The sequence below is a fragment of the Streptomyces sp. cf386 genome (genome assembly GCF_900103585.1).
In the GTDB taxonomy this organism is placed as follows: Bacteria; Actinomycetota; Actinomycetes; order Streptomycetales; family Streptomycetaceae; genus Streptomyces.
Genome location: NZ_FNHV01000027.1, coordinates 20,042 through 41,999, shown reverse-complemented (window position 1 = coordinate 41,999; position 21,958 = coordinate 20,042). Strand labels below are relative to the sequence as shown.

17 protein-coding genes and 2 pseudogenes are annotated in these 21,958 nt (G+C 69.3%); 8 read left to right on the top strand and 11 right to left on the bottom strand.

All coding sequences use genetic code 11. The features are described 5' to 3' along the window. Positions 1 to 477: 477 nt before the first annotated feature. The 3 genes from BLU79_RS41920 to BLU79_RS41910 all read right to left on the bottom strand — a co-directional run bounded on the left by BLU79_RS41920 (position 478) and on the right by BLU79_RS41910 (position 4,031). Positions 478 to 1,389 (bottom strand): NAD-dependent protein deacetylase, encoded by a 912-nt coding sequence (locus BLU79_RS41920; RefSeq protein ID WP_093911302.1) that lies wholly within the window; start codon positions 1,387 to 1,389, stop codon positions 478 to 480. Positions 1,390 to 1,969: 580 nt separating this feature from the next. Further along, complete coding sequence (locus BLU79_RS41915) at positions 1,970 to 2,971, bottom strand: hypothetical protein (protein WP_093911301.1); 1,002 nt, start codon at positions 2,969 to 2,971, stop codon at positions 1,970 to 1,972. A 304-nt stretch (positions 2,972 to 3,275) separates the two neighbouring features. Next, positions 3,276 to 4,031 carry an SDR family NAD(P)-dependent oxidoreductase gene (locus BLU79_RS41910; protein ID WP_093911300.1) on the bottom strand — a complete coding sequence of 252 codons (756 nt, stop codon included), beginning with the start codon at positions 4,029 to 4,031 and terminating at the stop codon, positions 3,276 to 3,278. Positions 4,032 to 4,159: 128 nt separating this feature from the next. On the opposite strand from BLU79_RS41910, the gene BLU79_RS41905 reads away from it, so the two are divergent. Continuing rightward, complete coding sequence (locus BLU79_RS41905; RefSeq protein WP_093911299.1) at positions 4,160 to 4,594, top strand: Rrf2 family transcriptional regulator; 435 nt, start codon at positions 4,160 to 4,162, stop codon at positions 4,592 to 4,594. 60 nt (positions 4,595 to 4,654) lie between these two features. Here the strand turns inward: BLU79_RS41905 and BLU79_RS41900 are convergent, their stop codons facing one another. Beyond that, on the bottom strand, positions 4,655 to 5,656 hold the full coding sequence (locus BLU79_RS41900; RefSeq protein ID WP_093911298.1) for a helix-turn-helix transcriptional regulator: 1,002 nt from the start codon (positions 5,654 to 5,656) through the stop codon (positions 4,655 to 4,657). A gap of 159 nt (positions 5,657 to 5,815) precedes the next feature. On the opposite strand from BLU79_RS41900, the gene BLU79_RS41895 reads away from it, so the two are divergent. From BLU79_RS41895 to BLU79_RS41885, 3 genes are all read left to right on the top strand, one after another. Continuing rightward, a complete protein-coding gene (locus tag BLU79_RS41895; protein WP_093911297.1) occupies positions 5,816 to 6,238 on the top strand; it encodes a VOC family protein in 423 nt (140 codons plus the stop codon). Between the two features lie 111 nt (positions 6,239 to 6,349). Beyond that, a complete protein-coding gene (locus BLU79_RS41890; RefSeq protein WP_093911296.1) occupies positions 6,350 to 7,369 on the top strand; it encodes an aldo/keto reductase in 1,020 nt (339 codons plus the stop codon). A 7-nt stretch (positions 7,370 to 7,376) separates the two neighbouring features. After that, positions 7,377 to 8,471: a winged helix DNA-binding domain-containing protein gene (locus BLU79_RS41885; RefSeq protein WP_093911295.1), complete on the top strand. Its 1,095-nt coding sequence runs from the start codon at positions 7,377 to 7,379 to the stop codon at positions 8,469 to 8,471. 285 nt (positions 8,472 to 8,756) lie between these two features. Here the strand turns inward: BLU79_RS41885 and BLU79_RS41880 are convergent, their stop codons facing one another. Next, positions 8,757 to 9,692 (bottom strand): transposase family protein, encoded by a 936-nt coding sequence (locus BLU79_RS41880; RefSeq protein ID WP_093911294.1) that lies wholly within the window; start codon positions 9,690 to 9,692, stop codon positions 8,757 to 8,759. A 182-nt stretch (positions 9,693 to 9,874) separates the two neighbouring features. Beyond that, the gene (locus tag BLU79_RS48480; RefSeq protein ID WP_177001384.1) at positions 9,875 to 10,039 is read right to left on the bottom strand and encodes a hypothetical protein; all 165 of its coding nucleotides are present in this window, start codon (positions 10,037 to 10,039) and stop codon (positions 9,875 to 9,877) included. A gap of 173 nt (positions 10,040 to 10,212) precedes the next feature. Between BLU79_RS48480 and BLU79_RS47940 the strand changes: the two genes are divergently transcribed. Next, a complete protein-coding gene (locus BLU79_RS47940; RefSeq protein ID WP_143052565.1) occupies positions 10,213 to 10,530 on the top strand; it encodes a hypothetical protein in 318 nt (105 codons plus the stop codon). A gap of 415 nt (positions 10,531 to 10,945) precedes the next feature. On the opposite strand, the pseudogene BLU79_RS47650 reads toward BLU79_RS47940, so the two are convergent. From BLU79_RS47650 to BLU79_RS41865, 3 genes and pseudogenes are all read right to left on the bottom strand, one after another. Continuing rightward, positions 10,946 to 11,058, bottom strand: a pseudogene (locus BLU79_RS47650) (IS5/IS1182 family transposase); the annotation flags it as partial. A gap of 539 nt (positions 11,059 to 11,597) precedes the next feature. Next, positions 11,598 to 12,374 carry a calcium-binding protein gene (locus BLU79_RS41870; RefSeq protein ID WP_093911292.1) on the bottom strand — a complete coding sequence of 259 codons (777 nt, stop codon included), beginning with the start codon at positions 12,372 to 12,374 and terminating at the stop codon, positions 11,598 to 11,600. Positions 12,375 to 12,438: 64 nt separating this feature from the next. Next, on the bottom strand, positions 12,439 to 13,212 hold the full coding sequence (locus tag BLU79_RS41865) for a calcium-binding protein (protein WP_093911291.1): 774 nt from the start codon (positions 13,210 to 13,212) through the stop codon (positions 12,439 to 12,441). A gap of 941 nt (positions 13,213 to 14,153) precedes the next feature. On the opposite strand from BLU79_RS41865, the gene BLU79_RS41860 reads away from it, so the two are divergent. The 3 genes from BLU79_RS41860 to BLU79_RS41850 all read left to right on the top strand — a co-directional run bounded on the left by BLU79_RS41860 (position 14,154) and on the right by BLU79_RS41850 (position 20,470). Beyond that, positions 14,154 to 15,917 (top strand): AMP-binding protein, encoded by a 1,764-nt coding sequence (locus BLU79_RS41860; protein ID WP_093911340.1) that lies wholly within the window; start codon positions 14,154 to 14,156, stop codon positions 15,915 to 15,917. A 2-nt stretch (positions 15,918 to 15,919) separates the two neighbouring features. Next, a complete protein-coding gene (locus BLU79_RS41855; RefSeq protein ID WP_218137831.1) occupies positions 15,920 to 19,171 on the top strand; it encodes a carboxyl transferase domain-containing protein in 3,252 nt (1,083 codons plus the stop codon). Positions 19,172 to 19,372: 201 nt separating this feature from the next. Next, entirely contained in the window at positions 19,373 to 20,470 is a 1,098-nt protein-coding gene (locus BLU79_RS41850; protein WP_177001395.1) for a MerR family transcriptional regulator, read from the top strand. 14 nt (positions 20,471 to 20,484) lie between these two features. On the opposite strand, the pseudogene BLU79_RS41845 reads toward BLU79_RS41850, so the two are convergent. Both BLU79_RS41845 and BLU79_RS41840 read right to left on the bottom strand, forming a co-directional pair. Then, positions 20,485 to 20,775: pseudogene (locus BLU79_RS41845) on the bottom strand (MFS transporter); the annotation flags it as partial. Positions 20,776 to 20,896: 121 nt separating this feature from the next. Next, on the bottom strand, positions 20,897 to 21,853 hold the full coding sequence (locus BLU79_RS41840; RefSeq protein WP_371132043.1) for an AraC-like ligand-binding domain-containing protein: 957 nt from the start codon (positions 21,851 to 21,853) through the stop codon (positions 20,897 to 20,899). Positions 21,854 to 21,958 lie beyond the last annotated feature (105 nt).

The window sequence follows — 21,958 nt, the reverse complement described above, 5'->3', positions numbered from 1 at the left end:
CGCAGTCCGGGGGTCCGGCGCAGACCCGGGCCGACTGTGAGACCGGAGTCGGCGGGGGTGGTCCGGACCCGGCGAGCGCGCAGGAAGCTGCCCAGTTCGGTGCCCCCGCTGGCGGGCTGCTCACGTGTCATGCCTTCGAGTGTGCGGACGCAGGTGACCCGCCGGTAGGCGTGTGGGGGGCCCTGTCATACCCCTGAACGCGGTTCCCTGGCACGGCGCGATCTGGCAGGCGATGCGCGTGGGAGGGGCCGTTGCCAGTCTCGGCCTAGGCCCCATGAGAATGTCGGACAGCCATGACATGGTGCCCTTGCGGGACAAGGAGACGTCCGTCTCCGCGATCCTCCCTCAGACCCGGCCGCTCGACAGGGGCACCCAATTCTCCGAGGTCTACGGTCGTACGGGGCAGTGGCTGTGCGATGACCCGACCGGGCAGGAGATCAGGACCTCGGCGATCGCTTCGGTGACACCCAGCGACCGTCACTCGTTCGCCCGGACCGTCGTCTCCTCGTCGACGGGGATGGCCAGTCGGTTGGCCACGGTGGTGAGGGCTGTTCCCAGCGGGAGTGCGACCCGGGTGAGGGCGTGCCGGTCGCCGCGGGTCTGGTCCCGATTGACGATCAGCACCGGCTTCCCGGCCTGGGCTGCCTGGCGGACGAACCGGAGCCCGGACATCACCGTCAGCGAGGAACCCAGGACCAGCATCGAGGCAGCCTCGCGGACCAGTTTGCGGCAGTGCTCGACCCGCGGCGGCGGAACGGTTTCGCCGAAGAACACCACGTCCGGCTTGAGGACGCCGCCGCAGACTGTGCAGGGCAGCACGCGGAAGTCCCCGATCTGTTCGTCGGTGAGGTCGGCGTCGCCGTCCGGGTTGATTCCGGCGGCCACCGGCTCGAAGCCCGCATTGGCCTCCTCCAGCCGCCGGGCGAGTTCGCGGCGCGGGCTGAAGGCGCCGCAGGAAAGGCAGACGACCCGAGCCAGACTGCCGTGGAGTTCCACGACGCCCTCGGTGCCGGCGGCCTGGTGCAGGCCGTCGACGTTCTGGGTGATCACGCCCGAGAGCAGGCCGTGCCGCGCGAACGCGGCCACGGCCCGGTGTCCGGCGTTGGGGCGGGCGCGGCCGAAGGTGCGCCAGCCGAGGTGGCTGCGCGCCCAGTACCGGCGCCGGGCCTGGCCATTGGCCGTGAATTCCTGATAGGTCATCGGAGTGTGGCGGCTCAGGCTCCCGCCCTCGCCGCGGTAGTCGGGGATGCCTGACTCCGTGGAGATGCCCGCCCCGCTGAGGACCAGCACACCACCAGTGCTCAGCGCACCGACGACCGGCTCCAGATCCGTGGTGCCCGGCGGCAGGTCCGCGGTCGGGGTCCAGCTCACCGTGGGGCGCATGCGCATGCCGCCAGGGTACGGAACGGGCTGCCCCCCGCTTCCGCTGTCGATGACGCCGGTGGCTCGGATGCTGCCGTGCACGATCTGCGTCGGGGGAGCGGTGTCCTGCGGACCGGGCTGCGGTGCCTTCTGTGGTGTGCCGGCCGTGCATCGGGAGGATGCGGCCGGCCAGGGAGCGGCACCAGAGCTTGCCGGCGGCCCGGCTCCTTCCCCGGACACGGCACTGACGCGGACGTGCCTCCGGCGGGGGTCGGTCGGAGGCACGTCCGCGTGGACAGCACGGCTAGCGCACGGTGCGGTAAGTGGTCTGGATGGCACAAGCTCCTCACGCCCCACCCGGGCCCACTCGACACTCTCCCGCGCGGCACCCACCTCCGCCTGCGCCTGCTCCAGGACCTCCGTTCAGGACTCCAGCTCCTGCTTCGCCCGCGCCTCACGACGTTCCATCAACCCCAGCCACCGACGGCATCGCAACCTCCTCGATCAACAACAAGCCGTCCGCTGCCTGCCCCTCCCTTTCCACGATCATGGCCCGCACACGAAGTAGGCCCTGCTCATCGAACAGGGACTCCTTTGCCGCGACGCACTACAGCGTTCGGTACACCCGAACGGTCACCGGCGGGTGCTCATAGGACTCTGGGCAGTGGTAGATCTGCAATTCTTCGTCCCCCAGTTCGATCATGGTCGGGTCGCCCACCGGCGGGTAACCTTTCCGGTCATCGGCGTCGGCGTCCTCCAGCGGGCGCCAACCGCCTTCGTTGTCCTCGTTCCATTCACTGAGGCCAACGGTGAGCAGGGGCTCGGTCACCGTGCCGCATCCGCATCGTGGCGGGTCGGCGGCATCGGCATTGTCCGATGAGATGACACCCCAGCCGCCGGTCTTCCAGCCCGGAGCCACCGCGAACTGGGTGTAATGATGGCCAGTCTCCTCCTGCCACGCGTCCACGCGTGCGCTCACCGCAGCAGGTAGTTGGGTGGGCGCCGGGTACTCGGTCACCTGTTCCGGATGCAGGACACAGGGTGCGGGCCAATAGTCCTCCAGTTCGATGACAGGCGGCTCCGGTGGTGGCGAAAGAAGTGCGGTGACCTGGTCGGCGCGGCGCCAGCGCACATGGATGGCCGGGATGTCGTCGTCGTGGTCCATGAACGGGCACCACAGGATCTGCAGCAGGTCTGTGCCATCCGGGACAGGCAGGCCGGGGACGTCCCGGGCATAGAGCTGAGCCACGGGCAGCAGCGGCACAGGATCCGTATAAGGGCTGTCGGTCTCCTTCGGATTACTTCGGTCGAAGATCGACTGTTCCTCGGGCGTGGGCGGTTCATCGTCCGGCCGTGACCACCGGGCGACCGCAATGTGATGCGAGGCGCGCACCGCCTCCAGCTCCACCACCTCGTACACCTCGTGCGACCGTGTGCACGTCGGCCACGGCTCGTCCTGCGGCCACAGCAGCGGGCCACCCACCGAACTGTCCTCAACCGTGGGCAAGCCCGACCGCGGATGCAGCCGAGTGACGTTCTTGGACATCGTGGCCAACTCCGGGAACACCGCGGTCACATCCAAAGGACGCGGCGGCGTCGTGCGTGTCACGGGATCTCCATTCCTCTCACATGCACTGGGCAGGCCATCGAAGCACGCGGCACTGACAGGCACCCCTGGCCGCCGAGAGACGGATCCACCGCCAGACCCGTCACGGGACCCGTCGGACACGCCCTGGCGGAGCTTGCCCAGGCCCTTGATGTTCGGGGAGCCCTTGCGGGAGATCAGCGTCTGGATGCAGCGGCGTCGCAACTCACCGCGCACAGTCTTCGAGTTGTACGCCTTGTCGCGGGTCGTCGGCGGTGCGCGCCCCGAAGGCGCGATGTCTTTCGGGGCGCGCGGCAGGGGTTCGGGTTCAGGCGTTGTAGCCGCCGTGGGCGTCCAGCACCGCGCCCGTGATGTACGACGCGGCGGGACTCGCCAGGAAGGCGATCGCCGCGGCGATTTCGTCGGGGTGCCCGATGCGTTGCAGGGACAGCGAGCTGACCAGGGCCTTGAGGGTCTCGGGGTCCGGCGGTTGCATGCCTCCCTCCATCAGTCCGGCCTCCACGACGTTGGCCGTGATGTTCCGGGGCCCGAGGTCGCGTGCGACGCCCATGGTGTACCTCTCGATCCCTGACTTGGTCGCCGAGTAGTCGGCAAGGCCGGGGGCGCCGACCCGGGAGCCCAGTCCGGAACTCACTGTGATGATGCGGCCGCCCGTGCGCAGCACTCGGGAGGCGGCCCGGATGACGGCGATCACGCCGAGGTAGTTGGTGGCGTGCATCCGGTCCAGTGCGGCGGTGTCGGTGTCCGGGTCGTCCACCGTGCGGCCCTGCCCCACCGAGATCGCCGCGTTGTTGACGAGGATGTCCAGGCCGCCGAAGTGCGCGACCACGTCGTCGATCAGCGCCGGTGCCCGGCTTGTGTCCGCCTGGTCGGACTGGAAGGCGACGGCCTTGGCTCCCTTGCCGTGCACCTCGTCGACGACGGCCTGCGCCTGCTTCTCGGAGCTGACGTAGGTGAAGGCGATGTTGGCGCCCTGCTCGGCCAGCAGCCGTACCGTCGCGGCTCCGAGTCCGCGCGACCCCCCGGTGACCAGGGCGACCTTGCCCGTGAGTGGTTTGCTCATTCTTCTCACCTCGTTGATTGACCCTTCCCGGCAGTCGCAACGCTAATTGTTACGACAGCCTGTTGCAACCTTAGCTGTTACGACTGTGCTGTCGTAACATGAAACGTTGCGGCCGAGAGGAGGGGTTCATGAGCGCCAACAGCAGGCTGACCATTGCCGCCCACGCGCTGGCCTGGATCGGTCTCTACCAGCGCCAGGGCCATGAGGTCGCCACCTCCGAGCAGATCGCGACCAGCGCGAACACCAACCCCGTGGTGATCAGGCGGCTGCTCGGCGAGCTGCGCAGGGCCGGGCTCGTGGAGTCCCGGCGGGGCGCGGGCGCGGGCTGGTCGCTGGCGCGCGAGCTGGGGTCGATGACCCTGCTCGACGTGTACGAGGCAGTGGAACCCGGCCCGTTGTTCGCGATGCACCGCACCACCCCGGACCAGGGATGCGTGGTGGGTCACGGCATCCAGCCGGTAATGCAGAGCATCTACGAGGGCATCGAGGAGACCGTGAGGCACGAGCTGGCCCGCGTCACGCTCGCGAACGTACTCCGGGACGTACTCGCGGCACCTCGCTAGCCTCCCCGTTACGCCCTGGCATCACCAAACCCCCATCCATGCCCAGGCGGAGTTCTGTTCTCACCGCGCAGGGCCGGTCTCTGGTCTTGTGGTGCGGGCGGCGTGGGCGTAGCGGGTGGCGAGGTCCCCGAATGCGGTGGCCAGTTGGGGTGGGCCGATGACTTCGATATCGGTGTCGAAGCGGCCGATGGCGGCGGCGAGTCCGGTCCATGACCAGGAGCCGAGGATGAGCCGGCAGTGGTTGGGGCCGAGTTCCTCGACGATTCCGTCCTGGGCGAAGGGCGCGACATCGGCGGCCGGGAGGCGGAGGATGACTTCGCCTTGGCAGGGCCAGTCGGTGGTGGTGCCGTCGTTGCCGCGGAATCGGCTTGTGATGAAGGTGGAGACGGTGCCGCCGGGGAGGTCACGAAGGGTGAAGCGGGGGCCGGTGGGTGTGCGGGGCCGGATGCGGTCGACGCGGAAGGTACGCCAGTCCTCGCGGCGAAGGTCCCAGGCCACGAGGTACCAGCGATGACGCCAGGTGACCAGGTGGTGGGGTTGTACGCGGCGGACGTCATCGGCCGAGGTGCTTGAACCCGGGGCGTAGTCGAAGCGCAGTTCCTCGCGGGCGTGGATGGCGCGGCTCAGGTCCATCAGGACCTGAGCGTCGACCTGGGCGGTGTCGCCGGCCGCCGTGGGCGGTTGGACGGCGGTGATGTGCAACAGGTCGATGCGGTGGCGCAGGCGGGGTGGCATGACCTGGCGGAGGGTGGCCAGCGCGCGGGCAGCGTCTTCGGCGACGGTGACGCCGGCGGCCGCGGTCTGCAGCGCGACGGCCAGGGCGACGGCCTGGTTGTCGTCGAACAGCATGGGCGGCAGGTGAGTGCCGGCCTCCAGGCGGTAGCCGCCGGCCGGTCCTTTGAGGGTCTTGATCGGGTAGTCGAGTTCGCGCAGGCGGTCGATGTCACGGCGCACCGTGCGCGACGTGATGCCGAGACGCTCGGCGAGAACATCGCCGGACCAGTCACGGGGCGTCTGAAGGAGCGAGAGCAGCGCGAGCAGCCGGGCAGATGTTTTATGCATGGCCCCATCCTCCCTGGAGTACCGGACACAGCCTGTCCGCTACCTCTGCCATCGTGGCATACGAGCCGTTCGGGAGGCATCGCTCCTGGTCACGGCAGCCGCCACTGGAGCTGGACCGGTCGGCGGTGTGCATCCATCACATAGAGCAAGGAGCAGGTCATGTCCGTCACGACCACCACTCACCTGAACTTCCGGGGCACGGCACGTGAGGCACTGGACTTCTACCAGTCCGTCTTCGGTGGACGTACTGTCGCGGTCACCTACAAGGACGCGGGCGCCGTGCAGGACGAGAGCGAGGCGGACTGGGTGATGTGGGGCGAGGTGGCCGGCGACAACGGCTTCCACGTCATGGCCTACGACGTGCCCTCGCAGCTGCCCTGGAACCAGGGCGAGAACCCGTTCTTCGTCTCCGTGCGCGGCGACGACGCCGAGGAGATCAGCGCCCTGTGGGACAAGCTCGCCGAGGGCTCGACCATCGTGCGTCCGCTGGAGCCCGCGCAGTGGGCACCGCTGTACGGCATGCTCACCGACCGCTTCGGCATCACCTGGGTCCTGGACGTCACCGCTCCGTACAACGGCTGAACCAACCGACCGACCTGACATGCCTGCGCCGTCCGGGCCGCCGCAGCCGCACGGGCGGCCCGGACGGCGCAGGCACCGAACACATAGGGCAGCGGAAGGAAACGGGGCACCGTGAGGATGCGGAAGCTGGGACGGACCGGCATCGAAGTCAGTGCCTACTGCCTGGGCACCATGATGTTCGGCAGAACGGGCAATCCTGATCACGACGACTGCGTGCGCATGATCCACCGGGCGCTGGACGCGGGCATCAATTTTGTCGACACCGCCGATGTGTACGGCCACAGCGAGACCGAGGAGATCGTCGGAAAGGCCGTCAAAGGGCGCCGCGACGAGGTCGTGCTGGCAACCAAGTTCAACGGACCGATGGGCGAGGACCCCAACCGCAGCGGCAGCTCCCGGCGCTGGGTCGTGCAGGCGGTCGAGGGCTCACTGAAGCGGCTGCAAACCGACTACATCGACCTCTACCAGATCCACCACCCCGACCCGCACACCGACATCGAGGAGACCCTCTCCGCGCTCACCGACCTCGTGCGTGCCGGGAAGGTTCGCGCGATCGGCTCCTCCAACCTGCCGGCCTCGGAAATCGTCGAGGCCCAGTGGGTGTCCCAGCAGCGTGGACTGCACCGCCTGCGAACCGAGCAGCCCACCTACTCCATCCTCAACCGCGGCATCGAGCGAGAGGTCCTGCCCACCTGCCGCCGTTACGGCCTGGGCGTTCTGGTGTGGAGTCCGTTGGCCATGGGTCTGCTCACCGGCAGCTACCGCAAGAACGCCCCGCGGCCCGACAACGCCGTCTCCCGGCACCTCACCGACGAACGCAAGCTTGAGGCGGTGGAGCAGCTGCTTACCCTCGCCGAAGAAACCGGCCACTCCCTCACGCACGTGGCCATGGCCTTCGCCACCAGCCACCCCGACGCCACCGCCGCCATCATCGGCCCGCGCACCATGGACCAGCTGGACGACTTGCTCGTCGGCGCCACCCTCACCCTCGGCGACGACATTCTCGACAAGATCGACGCAATCGTCCCGCCCGGCACCGACATCAGCCCTCTGGACGTCTCCTACGTACCTCCCTCCCTCACCCACACGGACCTGCGCCGACGCCCGTCCCACGAGCGAGCCGCCGCGTGAGGATGCCATGACTGTTCTTGACGCCCGTGCCCTCAATCGCGCCGCCCTCGCCCGCCAGCACCTGCTCAAGCGCAGCGACACATCCGTGTCGGAGGCAGTGGCCCATCTGTGCGGCCTGCAGGCACAGGATCCTCAGGAACCCTTCACCGGGCTGTGGTCCCGCCTGTCCGGCTTCAAGCCCAAGCAACTGGACGATGCGCTGACCGGTCGCGCGGTGGTGCGCACTCACCTGATGCGGCGCACCGTCCACCTCGTCACCGCCGCCGACGCGCTCACCTGGCGAGCCCGCCACGACACGATGCTGCGCCAGCGAGTACTGGGAACCTACCGGCGTGAACTGGCCGGCATCGACGTGGACGAGGTCGCCGCAGCCGGCCGCGCGGTCATGGCCGACCAGCAGCCCCGCACCATGACCGAGCTCGTACAAGCTCTCGAAGACCGCTGGCCCGGCCCGCCACGTCGTGTCCTGGGCGAGCTGCTCGTCGCAGCCCTCATCCCCATGGCTCAACTCCCGCCCCGCGGCCTGTGGCAGCAGACCGCCGGCGTACGCAACCTGCCGTTGAGCACCTGGCTGGAACGGGACATCGACCCCCTGCCCGCCGATGGCAGTGATCCCGTCGGGCAGCAACTGCTGCACCGCTACCTCGCCGCGTACGGGCCCGCCGCCAGCGCGGACCTACGTGCCTGGTGCGGCCTCGCCGGCCTTCCCGCCGCCATCAAAGCCGCCCGAGAAGAACTCGTCGTCTTCCGTGACGAACGCGGCCGCGAACTGCTCGACCTGCCCGACGCACCCCGCCCCCACCCCGACACCCCCGCCCCCGTCCGGTTCCTCCCGGCCTTCGACAACGCCATCCTCGGCTACCACGACCGTAGCCGCATCATCGACGCTCCCCACCTCGGTCTGTCCGTCGCAGGCCACCGCACCGTCCTTGTTGACGGCCGCGTCACCGCCACCTGGACCGTGCGCAACCACCAACTCCACATCAGCTCCCTGCGCTCCCTCACCGCCCTGGAACAGGAAGCCGTTTACACCGAAGCCCGGGACCTGACCACCTTCCTGGACAACGACATCGAGCACATCCAACTCGACACCGAAAACTGACGATCACCCACTCCAGGTCCCGACGTGACGGGACCATTCGCACAACGTGCCAGCGCCGCCCGCGTGGACCGGGACGAGTACGTGGTGTGCGTGTTGGACGCTCACCTTCCGCGGAGAGTGCCTTCGATTAGACGGCCTGACTGTGTTGTAAGGGGTGGCCGGCGCGTTGCGCATGGCGGTCTGTGAGGCCGCACCTGCGTGCGGGGTTGCTACTCCCGATCACACGTTTAACGACCTCGTGCATGGTTGGCCGTGGCACGTCGAGGTGTGCGGTGCTGACGGGTTTCATGCTCGTAGGCTGCGGGTGAGGGTGGCTGTCTGTTGGTGTGAGAGCAGTCCGGCGACGGCTTGGACGATGTCACTCATGTGCTCGCGACGGCCGAGGTGGCGGGCAAGAGCCCGCCAGTTCTTCAGGTGGGTGATGCCGTGCTCGACGCGGATGCGCCGTGATGAGTGTGCCTTGCGCTGCTGCTCGTGCCGCTCCTCATACCAGGCGGGAGCATTCTTCTTGAACTTGCGATGGGGCGGTGTCACCACCCGTCCGCCGGTCTGCGCGCCCATGCCTTGGTAGCCGGCATCCGCGAGGATCTCCATGAATGGACCGTCGGCCAGGAGCTGGACCAGCCCGAGCTGCCGGGCCTGGGTGATGTCGGCGCAACTGCCCGGCCGGACCGGGCTGCAGAACAACACGCGCCCCTCGGCGTCGGTGAGGACCATCGCCTTCACGGCGTTCTGCTTGGTCTTGCCGGAGACGAACTTGTCCCGGTCCTTGCGGCCTGAGGCCGGGCGCCGCACACGGATCTCCGTGCCGTCGATGATCCCGGTCTGAGCCTCGGTGCCCAGGTGCTCGAGGACCTCGGCGAGCGTGCACAGCCGGATGCCCGGGGCGACAGTGCAGCCCCGCTGCGCCAGCAGGGGCCGTACTTCGGCGATGGCGCGGGTGATGGTGGAGCGGTCCACGCCGAACCAGCAGGCCAGCACATCATGCGTGGTGCCATGGCGCAGACTCACCAGGGTGGCCAGCAGCCGGTCGACGAAGACGAACTTGTGCTTCGCCCCGGCTCCTACAGCCCGCCGCCGCTGCCGCGCCGTCAGCCGAGCCTGATGCTGCTCGTGCCACAACGGCCCTACCTCGGCGATGAGTTCAGCGATCACATCCGGCGACAGCCCAGTGACCCGGTACTCCGCCACGATCAACTCACGCGCCCCAGCCCCCATCATGCACAGCTCAACGAGCTACCCGAGCGCCGAGCCACGGCCAACCGTGCACGAGGTCGTAAAGGATGTCCCGTAACTCCGGCCAGGGCCAGGCTGGCGGTGACGGCCGCGAGGATCCTGACGGCTTCGGGACCACTCAGTTCGGCTTTCTGGATCCAGATGCGGAGCGGGTGACCACGCTGGTGTCAGGCGCCTGCTGAGTCGGTGTGGATGTAGATGGTGTGCTGCGGGGTGAGGTAGGACCACTCCAGGTTGCCCGAGATCATAAACGGCAGGGCCTCGGCGTAACGGCGCACGGGGTGGCTCGGATCGGGCACGTCGCGCGCGAGTGCCAGGCAGTGGTTTTCCAACTCGCTGTAGATGGTGCGGGCGCGGTCGGCGAGGGTATCGACAGCGTGCTGGAGTCGGTCGGGCTGGCCCTGGGTGGTGAGCCAGATTTCGTTCGCGTGATGCCTTCGCCGTTGACGACCCGGGTGTACAAGTCGAAATGCTCGTTGCGGGCGCCCTCCGCCGAGGCGTAGACGTGAGCATCGTCGAGGCTGAACAGGAAGTCGTTCCAGTTGCACATCTCGGTGATCCGGTCATGCCGGGCTGTGGGGTAGGCCAGCAGTTTCCACAAGGTCGTGTCGTGCTCGATGAACCGCTCCTGCGAAGCACCGTCAGGGTAGGCATCGCCCAGGTGGTGCCGTATCCACGCTCGGCAGTCGTGCTCGATGGCGTCAATGTCAGAGCGGTATACCGCTGGCGGGAGATAGCCGAAGTCCGGCAGCGTGAAGTGGGGGTGTCGGGCGAGGTCGGTCGGCGTGTGCGGGGGCTGGGCTGTACTTGGCATCGATCATGAATCTCCGGGTGTGCGAGGGCGGCGGATCGCACCGATTCACGTGCCTGCTGGTGGTCTTGCACCTTCTCCGTCGGAGACCAGCGAATCCCGCTACCGGCATCGGCAAGTGGCCCGATGGCAGGACGGGTTGCGATGCCCGGACCGGCAACCCGACTTCGCGGCAGAGGGTTTTTTCGGCGGGGAATTTCGCCTGTATCCCGGCCGCCAAACCGCGTGCACCTTTACAACACCATGACAGCGGCATGCAGTGACATACGTCCCGGCCTCCCCATGGGCGTACACGTTGCACAATGCGCGGCGCGAAGAGGCACGCGCACCGCTGCGGAATACGCCTCCACGCGCCTGTTGCTCAGGCCTGTCTGCAATGATCTTGGTGCTGATGGGGGCAAGGTCGGCTGCTCCGCGGTGGTTTCGCCTATCCGGCAAGACTGAGGTTGTACAGGGGGCGATACCGAGGATGGCGTGGTGGACTCCGTCACCCTTGAGGCGGCAGTCGCGCAGGATCTTCCAGCTCTTCATCAGGGCGAAGCAGGACGCTTCCAAGGTGACGTCGAGGTCACGGGACGATTCATCAATCCCCCTTGAGACGAGACTCGCCCAGCTCGACGCGGCCACAGAGAAAGTCGAGGACCAGCACTCCATCTCCTATCCAGAACTCCCTACTGTGGAGGGGGACCGGAGACCCCTCCCTCATCCGGAGCCCGTCTCATCGAGTGAGTGATATCCGATCAACGAGGTGCGGGTGCGCTCCGCGTGGTTTTCGGGACTCGGGCATCAGGGGCGGATCGGGCCCAGAGCTGCGCTGCGGCAGGCGACTCGAACGAAGCCCAAGCCGGTCGATGCGACTCGGTCTGTGGGCGGGTGAGCGCGGTGCCGGGATTGGTCCTGTCGCCGGACAGCCGGTACGGCTGTCCGGCGACGCCTCCGACCCGATCGGTCCCAGGGGGCTCTCACGCTTCCCCGACCCGACGACAGAGTGCCATGCGGTACCGGGGAACTGTCGGGACGAGGGGACTTGAACCTGCGGCCTCGTGAGTTTCACATCCGGCCGCACGAAGGGTCGTTGATCAGGGGCAGTTGAGGGCCGTGTCGCCGGTGTCGCGGTTGCAGGTGTCGAAGCCGAGGCCGCCGTCGAGGCTGTCGTTGGCGATCACGTTGTCCACGGCGTTGAGGGTGTCGTTGCCCTCGCCGCCGATGTGCGTGTCGTTGCCGCGGCCCCCGTTGAGGGTGTCGTTGCCCTGGTCACCACTGAGGGTGTCGTTGCCGTCGTCGCCGTTGAGGGTGTCATTGCCGGCATTGCCATTGATGGTGTCGTTGCCGGCCAACCCGGAGATCGTGTCGTTGCCGGGGCCGCCGTTGATGGTGTCGTTGCCCGGCGTCGCCCGCAGTCCGGTGGCAGTCGGGTCGTCGCCGACGAGCCGGTCCGCCCGGGGGCCGCCGTTGAGGCGGTCGTCACCCGCACCGCCGATCACCGTCCCGGCGGCCTCCAGATTCGGGGAGATGGTGACGCTGTCATCGGCGTCGTCGGTGTTGACCCGTATCGACGTGACGGGCAGCGGACACTCTGCCGTGTGCGTCCCCGTCGACTGACACGGGGCGACGGCGGACACGGTGTCCCCCTGGTCCGTCACCACAACAACGTTGCCCCGACGCCGGATGGTGATGTCGTTCGCCACACCCTGGTCGGCTGTGACGACCAGGGTGTCGTCCATCTCCTGCACAACTGTGGTGCCTGCTAGGCTTCCGCCGGGGGCCGCACCGGGCGCGGCGGAGGCGGCGGTCAGCGGGGCGCAGGTGAGTGCGCCGATCGCCACCACCGTGGTGTAGATGCTTCGTGTTCTCATCGGTGCCCGCCTTTCGTGTTGTCTCGCCGTGTACGGGTGCTTGCACGCTGCTCGCTCATGCTGGTCAGGGGCATCCGCTGACGTTGTCGCCCAAGTCGGCACGGCAGTCGTCCACGTCGGCGCCGCCTTCGACGTAGTCGTTGCCGCCGACGTTGTCCACGGCGTCGATGGTGTCCCGGCCGTTGCCGCCCTCGGCGTAGTCGTTGCCGGCACCGGCGACGATCCGCTCGTTGCCGCCGCCGCCGTAGATCACGTCGTTGCCGGCACCGCCGTCCACGATGTCCGAGCCGCCGCGTCCCTCGATGGAGTCGTTGCCGGAGCCGCCGAAGATCCTGTCCGCCTCGGCTCCTCCGGTCAGCGTGTCGTTGCCTGCGCCGCCGGAGAGGAAGTCGGATCCCTCGTCGCCTTCGAGGGTGTCGTTGCCGGAGCCGCCGTAGAGGTTGTCGTTGCCGGCACCGCCGATGAGGGTGACGCCGAGGGCCGCCAGCGAGGAGGTGACGTTGTCGTCCTGGTCGCCGGCGTTGACCACGAGTTCGGTGGTGTCGGCGGCCCTGCAGGCGACTTCGGTCGTGCTGATGGCGTAGCAGTCGCCGGACGGTGCGACCGTGTCTCCGGTGTCTCTGATTCTGATGCTGCTGCCTGACTGCCAGACACTGATCGTGTTGCCCCGTCCGACTCCGGCGGTGACCGTGATGGTGGTGCCGGTCTTGTTCACCAGTGTCGTGGCGAGAATGTGTGGCGTCGGTGCGCCGGCCGCGCGGGCCACGCCCGTGAGGCACAGAGTGAAACCGCACACCGTGGCCAGAAGTGCCACAGTGCGATGACGCGTTCTCTTCATGACCTGCTCCTGACGATAGGGCGCTTAATTTCGATCTCGCAGCCGTGCGCATTTCCTTTTGCTTCGATCACCGGGCCAATCGGAAGAGACAGGTATTGACGGCTCCGGCGCGTGGTCTGCCGACCGCAGCCGGGACCCAATAGCCGGCCTTCGGGGAGTGCGAGGGAAACGGGGAAATGGTGTGGCCGCAAGCGCTGAACGTGCGGCTGCGGCCCATCCCGGCGCGACATCCGGATGTCCTTGCCGCTTTCAACAGTCCTCAGTCCTCGAAGACCCCTCCCATCGCGCCATGACCGACGCCTGCTCGACCGGTGATCGGCCCTTGCGCCTGGGCACCCAGAGCATGCCGGGATGCGAGGCCGTGCTGAAGCCGAATTAGCGCCATTGCCGAATACACGGTCTCCGCGCGTGGATCGTCGCCCTGACCGGGGATGGATGAACTGCACGCATGCCTGCGCTTGATTTGCATCGGCCCCGACTGCGTCAATTCACGATTCACCCGTATCGAATTCAATTAGTCGCGGGGTGAGTTGATTCGGCCCGTACGGTCGATCTAAAAGGGTTCGTGAACAGGGCTTTCCGCCGGCATGTCCAAGTGGCTTCGGGCTCTGCGCCGGCGGCCTTGGGTATCCCGGCCTGCCTCGGTGTGAAAGGTGGACGTCAAGGGGCGTCCAGTGGCGGCCGGGCCGCCACCGCGCCAGAGCACTTCGGACACGTACACGAGCCTCCTGACGCGGCTCTGGCTTGTTCGTGACCTGCCGGTGTGGGGGTCACCGTCGGCGGGTCGGCAGTCACCGGCCCGGCCTCGCGCAGTTCAAGGAGACGGAAGCCCCCGGCCCGCTCCCGCTGCGTCCGGACCCTTGTCCCGGCTCGCGGGCTCCCTCTACGGTGATGCGGCACATGCCGACCAGTTGGTATGCCAGAGCCGGGTGGAGGCCGTCGTGGCGGACAACGCACGCGTGGAGGAGTACTTGGCCGACGTACGGGCCCGCCAGCAGCGCGTATGGCCGGCCTCGATGCCGAGGGAGGCGCTGTACCCGTTCGGGCAACGGCCGCTCACCGACCACCTGCGGCACTGGGCCCGGCGCCATCCCGACCGCGTCGCGATCACCTTCTACGGCGAGCAGATCACGTACGCGGCGCTGGAGGACCTGACGGCGCGGCTGTGCGGCTGGCTGCAGCGCAGTGGCGTATGCCCCGGAGACCGCGTCGGGGTGTTCCTGCCCAACTGCCCGCAGTTCATCGTCGCCATGCTCGGCATCCTGCGCACCGGAGCCGTGCACGTCCCGGTGAACCCGATGTTCCGGGAGTACGAGCTGCGGCACGAGCTGGCAGACGCCGGGGTGGAGATCCTGATCACTCTCGACACCCTGCGGCCGCTGGTCGAGGCGGTGCGGTCCGACACAGCTGTACGGAGCGTGCTCGTCACCAGCCTCGCCGACATGCTCCCCTCCGATCCGGTGCTGCCGCTGCCGTCCGGCCTGGCAGGTGCCGGCCCGACCGGCACGGGGTGGGGGCAGGCCGTCGGCGGCGCCCGCGGCCAGGACGAACCGGCCGACCTGGATGCGCTCGCCGCCCTGAACTACACCGGAGGAACCACCGGTCTGCCCAAGGGGTGCGAACACTCCCAGCGGCACATGCTCTACACCGCGGCGACGGCGGCGGCCGCCAGCGGCATGGACCTCTCCGGCGACAACCCCGACGTGCTGCTGATCTACGTGCCGGTCTTCTGGATCGCCGGCGAGGACTTCGGCATCCTGCTGCCGCTGCTCACCGGCAGCGGCATCGTGCTGCTCACCCGGTGGGACCCCGAGGCCGTGCTGCAGGCGATCGAGCGGTACCACGTGACGCTGATGCTGGGCACGGTCGACAACTACGTCGAGCTGATGGAGCATCCCGGCCTGCCCGGCACCGACCTGTCCAGCCTGGCGCAGCCGCGGGCCATGTCGTTCGTGCGCAAGCTGACGCCGACGATCCGGGCCCGGTGGAGCTCCCTGGTCGGCGAGCACAGCGTGCTGCAGGAGGCGGCCTACGGCATGACCGAGACGCACACCGCGGACTCCTTCACCACCGGGTTCCAACACGGGGACCACGACCTGCTGACCGAGCCGGTCTTCTGCGGACTGCCCGTGCCGGGAACCGAGTTCATGGTGGCCGACGAGGGGAGCGCCGAGCCGCTGCCGCTGGGCGAGCGCGGCGAGATCCTCGTACGCTCCCCCTCCCTGCTCACCGGATACTGGCGGCAGCCGGAGGCCACCGCCCGGGTCCTGCGCGACGGCTGGCTGCACACCGGCGACATCGGAATGATCGACGAGGACGGGTGCCTGCACTACCTCGGCCGCACCAAGGAGATGATCAAGGTCTCGGGTATGAGCGTCTTCCCGTCCGAGCTGGAGGCGCTGCTGGCCCGGCACCCGGATGTGCTGACCGCGGCGGTGGTACCGATGGACGATCCCGAACGGGGCCAGGTGCCGCTGGCGTTCGTCCGGCCCCGCCCCGGCGCCGCGCTGGACGCCGAGGGCGTGCGCGCCTGGGCGCGGGCGAACATGGCGCCGTACAAGGTGCCCGTGGTGAGGTGCGTCGACGCCCTGCCCATGACCACCACCGGCAAGGTGAAGAAGGGCGAGCTGCTGGAGCAGGCCGCGCGCATCGCCGTGTCTCCGGCGTCCCCGGCCGCTGCCGATGCTGACGAAAAGGACCGGTGACGATGCGTCTGGCCAAGCTGCTGGTCGCCAACCGCGGTGAGATCGCGGTACGGGTGATTCGCACCGCCCGCGAACTGGACCTGCTGACGGTGGCGCTGCGCTCCCGCGACGAGGCGGACGCGCTGCACACCCGCATGGCGGACGAGGTCGTGGTGCTCGACGGCGAGGGGCCGGGGGCCTTCCTGGACGCGGCGGCCTTGGTCGGCGCGGCGGTGCGCACGGGCTGCGACGCGGTCCACCCCGGCTACGGACTGCTGGCCGAGAACGCCGACTTCGCACAGCAGTGCACCGACGCCGGACTCACCTGGGTCGGGCCGCGTCCCGAGGTGCTGCGGACGCTCGGCGACAAGACCGCGGCCCGTGAACTCGCCGCGCGCCTCGGCGTGCCGGTGCTGCCGGCGACGTACGGCGACACCGGCATCGAGGAGGCGCGTGCATTCATGGCAGGCCTCGGCGAGGGGGCCGCGGTGATGGTCAAGGCGGTCGCCGGCGGCGGCGGGCGCGGCATGCGGGCGGTGTACGAGGCAGGGCAGTTGGAGGAGGCCGTCCGGCGCTGCCGTTCCGAAGCCTCTCACGCCTTCGGCGACGGCGCGGTCTACGTCGAGCAGTTGCTGCGGCGTGCCCGCCATGTCGAGGTGCAGGTGCTCGGCGACGGCACGGGCGCCGTCGTCGGCTACGGCGACCGCGACTGCAGCCTGCAGCGGCACCGCCAGAAGATCGTGGAGATCGCGCCGGCGCCCGGCCTCGACGAGGCGGTGCGGGCCTGGCTGCACGATGCGGCGCTGCGCATGGCCCGGGAGGTCGCCTATGCCGGTCTCGGCACGTTCGAGTTCCTCGTGGACACCGGCGACGGCTCCCCGGGCTTCTACTTCCTCGAGGCCAACCCACGCATCCAGGTCGAACACACCGTCACCGAGGAGGTCACCGGCATCGACCTGGTCAAGGTTCAGCTGCGGGTGGCCTCGGGCGAGAGCCTCGACCGCGTCGGGGCGGGGCAGGCTCCCGTTCCCCGCGGCTGCGCGGTGCAGGTGCGGGTCAACGCCGAGACGGTTCGCCCCGACGGGACCGTGCTGCCCTCCGCCGGCACGCTGGACGTCTTCTGGCCGCCGGCCGGGCCGGGTGTGCGCGTCGACACCGCCGCGTTTCCGGGTGGTCGGGTCAGCCCGCGCTTCGACTCGCTGCTGGCCAAGCTCGTCGCCCACGACGGTTCCGGCAGCTTGCCCGACACGCTCGCCCGCGCCCGCCGCGCCCTTGCGGAGCTGAGGGTGGAGGGAGTCGCCACCAACGCCGAGGTGCTGCGGCGGCTGTTGGAGGCACCCGAGGTGGTCGCCGGGCGGCTGCACACGGCGCTCCTCGACGAACTCCTGCCCGCACTGGTCCCGCAGGAGACAGGCCCGGAGAAGAACGAGGAGATCCTCGACGCGTTCGAGCCGCAGGGCACGCTCACCGTCACCGCCCCCATGACGGCCACCGTCGTCGACGTCGCCGTCGCCGAAGGAGAGCGCGTACGGGCCGGAAGCACCCTGGTGGTCCTGGAGTCCATGAAGATGGAGCACCTGCTCCAGGCGCCGGGCGACGGCGTGGTCGTCGCCGTACGGGCGGAGCCGGGTGAACTGGCCGAGCACGGTCAGCCGCTGGTGGTGATGGAGGCCACCGGCGCGGTGGACGGTGAGCCGCGCCCCGAGGAGCGGCCGGATCCGGACGCCCCACGCGCCGATCTGGAGGAGGTGCGGGCGCGCAAGCGGTTCGGCGACGACGCCGACCGCCCCGAGATGGTCGCCCGGCGGCACGCCGAGGGGCGGCGCACCGCCCGTGAGAACATCGCCGACCTGTGTGACCCGGGCAGTTTCGTCGAGTACGGCGGCCTGGCCATCGCCGCCCAGCGCAGCCGCCGGTCCCTGGACGATCTCATCCGCCGCACCCCCGCCGACGGCCTGGTCGGCGGGGTGGGCACGGTGGGGGCCGAGCGGTTCGGCCCTGGGTCCGCCCGCGTGGTGGCGATGTCGTACGACTACAGCGTGATGGCCGGCACCCAGGGCATGATGGGCCACCGCAAGAAGGACCGGCTCTTCGCGTTGGCCGAACAGGCGCACCTGCCCGTCGTCCTGTTCGCCGAAGGGGGCGGCGGCCGGCCGGGCGACGTGGACGGCACGGTGGTCTCCGGCCTGGACTGCATGGCTTTCGCGCTGTTCGCGTCCCTGAACGGGCAGGTGCCGCTGGTCGGCATCGGCTCGGGGCGCTGCTTCGCCGGCAACGCCGCGCTGCTCGGCTGCTGCGACGTCATCATCGCCACGCCCACGGCCACCATCGGCATGGGCGGCCCGGCGATGATCGAGGGCGGGGGCCTGGGCAGCCATGCCCCGGAGGACATCGGGCCGGTCGAGGTTCAGCGGGCGAACGGCGTCATCGACCTCGAGGCCGAGGACGACGCGGATGCCGTCCGGCTGGCGCGCACGTATCTGTCGTACTTCCAGGGCCCGGTGACGAAATGGGAGTGCCCCGACCAGCGCCGACTGCGCCACCTCATTCCCGAGAACCGGCGGCGGGCGTACGACGTGCGTGCGGTCGTCGCCACCCTCGCCGACGCGGACTCCGTCCTGGAGCTGCGACGGCACTTCGGACGCGGCGTCGTCACCGCTCTGGCCCGGGTGGAGGGCCGCCCGTGCGGCATCCTCGCCAACGATCCGCGGCATCTGGGCGGCGCCATCGACTCCGACGCGGCCGACAAGGCGAGCCGCTTCCTGCAACTGTGCGACGCGTTCGGGCTGCCGGTGGTCTCCCTGTGCGACACACCCGGGTTCATGGTCGGCCCCGAGGCGGAGAAGACCGCGACGGTCCGGCATGTCAGCCGCATGTTCGTACACGCCTCGGCGCTCACGGTGCCCTTCGGGGTGATCGTGCTGCGCAAGGGTTACGGGCTGGGCGCCCAGGCCATGGCCGGCGGCGGCTTCCGCATCCCCCGGTTCACGGTGGCGTGGCCCACAGGCGAGTTCGGGCCGATGGGCATCGAGGGTGCGGTGCGGCTGGGCTACCGCCGGGAGCTGGCGGCCATCGAGGACGTGGACGAGCGCGAGCGGGAGTTCGCCCGCAGGGTCGCGGCCGCCTACGAGCACGGCAAGGCCCTCAATGTCGCATCGGTCTTCGAGATCGACGACGTCATCGACCCGGCCGAGTCCCGACGCTGGATCAGCACGCTGCTGCATGACCCCGAGCCCGGGCAGCGCGGCTCGCGCCGCTGCGTCGACACCTGGTGAAGGCCCGCCGACGCCCGGCGCACGGCCCGTTCTTCCAAGGTCGTCGGGGACGCCTGCTTCGCTGAGCCGGACCATCGTTCTGCCTCGTAGGAGTCGCCTCGGACCGCTGCTTCGCGTTCGGCTCTTGCTGCCGTGAGTGAGGCTCTTGACCCTCACGTGGCGTCAGACTGCATAGTCGGTGCCGTGGAGGATCACTGGACCGTGGGACGCGTGGCCGAGCTGGCCGGCGTGAGCGTCCGCACGCTGCATCACTATGACGAGATCAGACTCGTTCGGCCGTCGGCGCGGACCGCGGCCGGGTACCGGGCCTATTCGGTGGCCGACGTGGAGCGGCTGCGGGAGGTGCTGGCCTATCGGCGGTTGGGCTTCGGGCTGCGGGAGGTTGCGGAATTGGTCGACGACCCTTCCACGGACGCGGTCGCGCACCTGCGCCGACTGCGCGGCCTGCTGCTGGAACGGCGTGATCGTGCTGATGCCATGGTGACGGCTATCGAAAGGGAACTTGAGGCACGGGCGAAGGGACAGAGGGTGACACCGGAGGAGCAATTGGAGATGCTCGGTGCGCGGTTGTACGACGTGATCGGCGGCGCTTACCCCGCGACACGGCGTACCGAGCCGCGGATCGCCGCGCAGATCTGGGACGCGCTCGGGGACGCGCAGGCGGTGCTGAACGTCGGGGCCGGCACTGGCTCCTACGAGCCTGCGGATCGCCACGTGACCGCAGTGGAGCCATCGGCGGTCATGCGGAGGCAGCGGCCTGCCGGTTCGGCGCCGTGCGTGGCCGCCGCCGCCGAGAGCCTGCCGTTCGAGGACCGGTCCTTCGACGTCGCGATGGCCGTCTCCACCGTTCACCACTGGGGGGACCCGATAGCGGGGCTGCGCGAGATGCGGCGCGTGGCCCGCCGCGTGGTGGTGCTCACGTTCGATACCGACGAGCCCGGATGGCAGGACCGGTTCTGGCTGACTCGCGACTACCTGCCCGAGTTCGCCGCCGTCCTCGCGGAATTCCCCTCGCTTGCCGGGATGGCCGACGCGGTCGGCGCCCGCGCTGAGCCGGTGCCCATCCCGTGGGACTGCGCTGACGGCCTGTTCGAGGCGTACTGGCGTCGACCGGGGGCCTATCTGGAGGATCACGTGCGCCGTGCGATGTCGGTGTGGACGAGAGTCGGGCCGGAGGTCGAGCAGCGTGCGGTGCGAAGCCTCAGCGAAGACCTCGACTCCGGCCGGTGGGCCGAGCGCAACAGCGACCTCGCCGGCCTCGACGCGGCAGATCTCGGCCTCCGCCTGCTCATCGCTTGAACCGCCTCGCCGCGTCAGCGTCGTGGCTCTGTGGACAGGACCGGCGGCATACCAGTGGCGACGAAGGCGGCCGCCAGAACCACGCCAACCGCGAACGCGCCCAGAACCTTTGCCGAGGCGACCAACGGAATGGCGATCACGCGCACCGGCACGTTGATCCGGAAGATCCACCGCCAGTCCAGGCCGTCGACCAACGCGCCGCCCACCACGGGGCCCATGGCCATGGCCAGGCCGTTCACCCCGGACCAGACACCCAGCGCCATCCCGCGCGGCCGCTCGGGCACGGCCTGGGACAGCAGGGTCGACGATGCCGACGACGAAGACCATGCGACTGCCGAACCACTGGAGTTCCTGCGTGTTCGCCCGCAGGCCGACCGGTTGTGCCGGTGCGCGCCTGGGCCCCTGACCTACATGGTGCGGGCGGGATCAGCGGGCCTTGGCACGCATTTCCCGGGGGCTCACCCCGAAGCGCCGCCGGAAGGCCGTGCTCATCGCACTCGCCGAGGAGAAGCCCGAGGCGTACGTCAGGTCCGTGATCGTCATGTGCGCGCAGTCGGCGCGCAGGAGACGCTCGCGGACCAGACGCAGGCGCTCCTCGCGGATCAGGTCGCGGGGCGTGGTGCCCACGTGTTGGAGCGCGAGCTGGATCTGGCGGAGGGACCAGCCGAGGGCACGGGCCATGGAGGCGCCGGACAGGCCGGGGTCGGCCGCGTGCTCGCGCACATGGCGGCGGACCACCGCCTCCACCTCGGTCAGCTGCCCCGGGACGTCGGGACGGTCGTCCCCGCAGGCGAGCATGCACAGCAGCTCGACGACGCGGTCGCAGACGGCGTCGAACTGCGGGGTGGTGAGATGGCCACGCTCGTCGTTCAGGCCGCGCACCATGGAGTGCACCACACGGCCCAGCCCCTTGGTCAGATCGAGCCCGGTGGCCAGCGGCGCCTTTCGGTTCAGCGGGCCGTCGATCTCTTGGGCCGGGATCGACATGATGACACCGCGCAGGGATGCGCCGTGCAGGATCTCGAAGGGCGCACCGAGCGTGATCAGGCTGCCCTTGCCCGGCGTCAGCCGCACCTCTTGGTCGTCCTGCCGCAGGAGCAGTTCGCCGGCGAGCGGGAAGAGGAGCCGGTAGTCGGGGTCGGGCATCTGACGGATCAGGCCCGGTGTGCGGGCGTACTCGATCTGGTCGCTGTACCAGGTGACGACCTGGTAGCTGTCGCTGCCTTGCCGGATCATCTCGCCGCGGAAGCCCTCGGCGCGGGCGTACCTGTAGTCCATCCTGGTCTGGTACGCCGCGACGCGCTCACTCCACAGATCGGTCTGCTCGCGGGCTCCGACCTCGGCGGTCCTCGTCGTCTCCACGACGTAGCTTCCCGTGGGCAACGCATCCCCTTTGCTGCGCCGTCTCCCGACGGCCTCGGGAGCAGCCCCGAACGCTCCTGCGTTCGAGGACTGTTGTTCGGCGCAGCCTAGGGACCAGCAATCGGT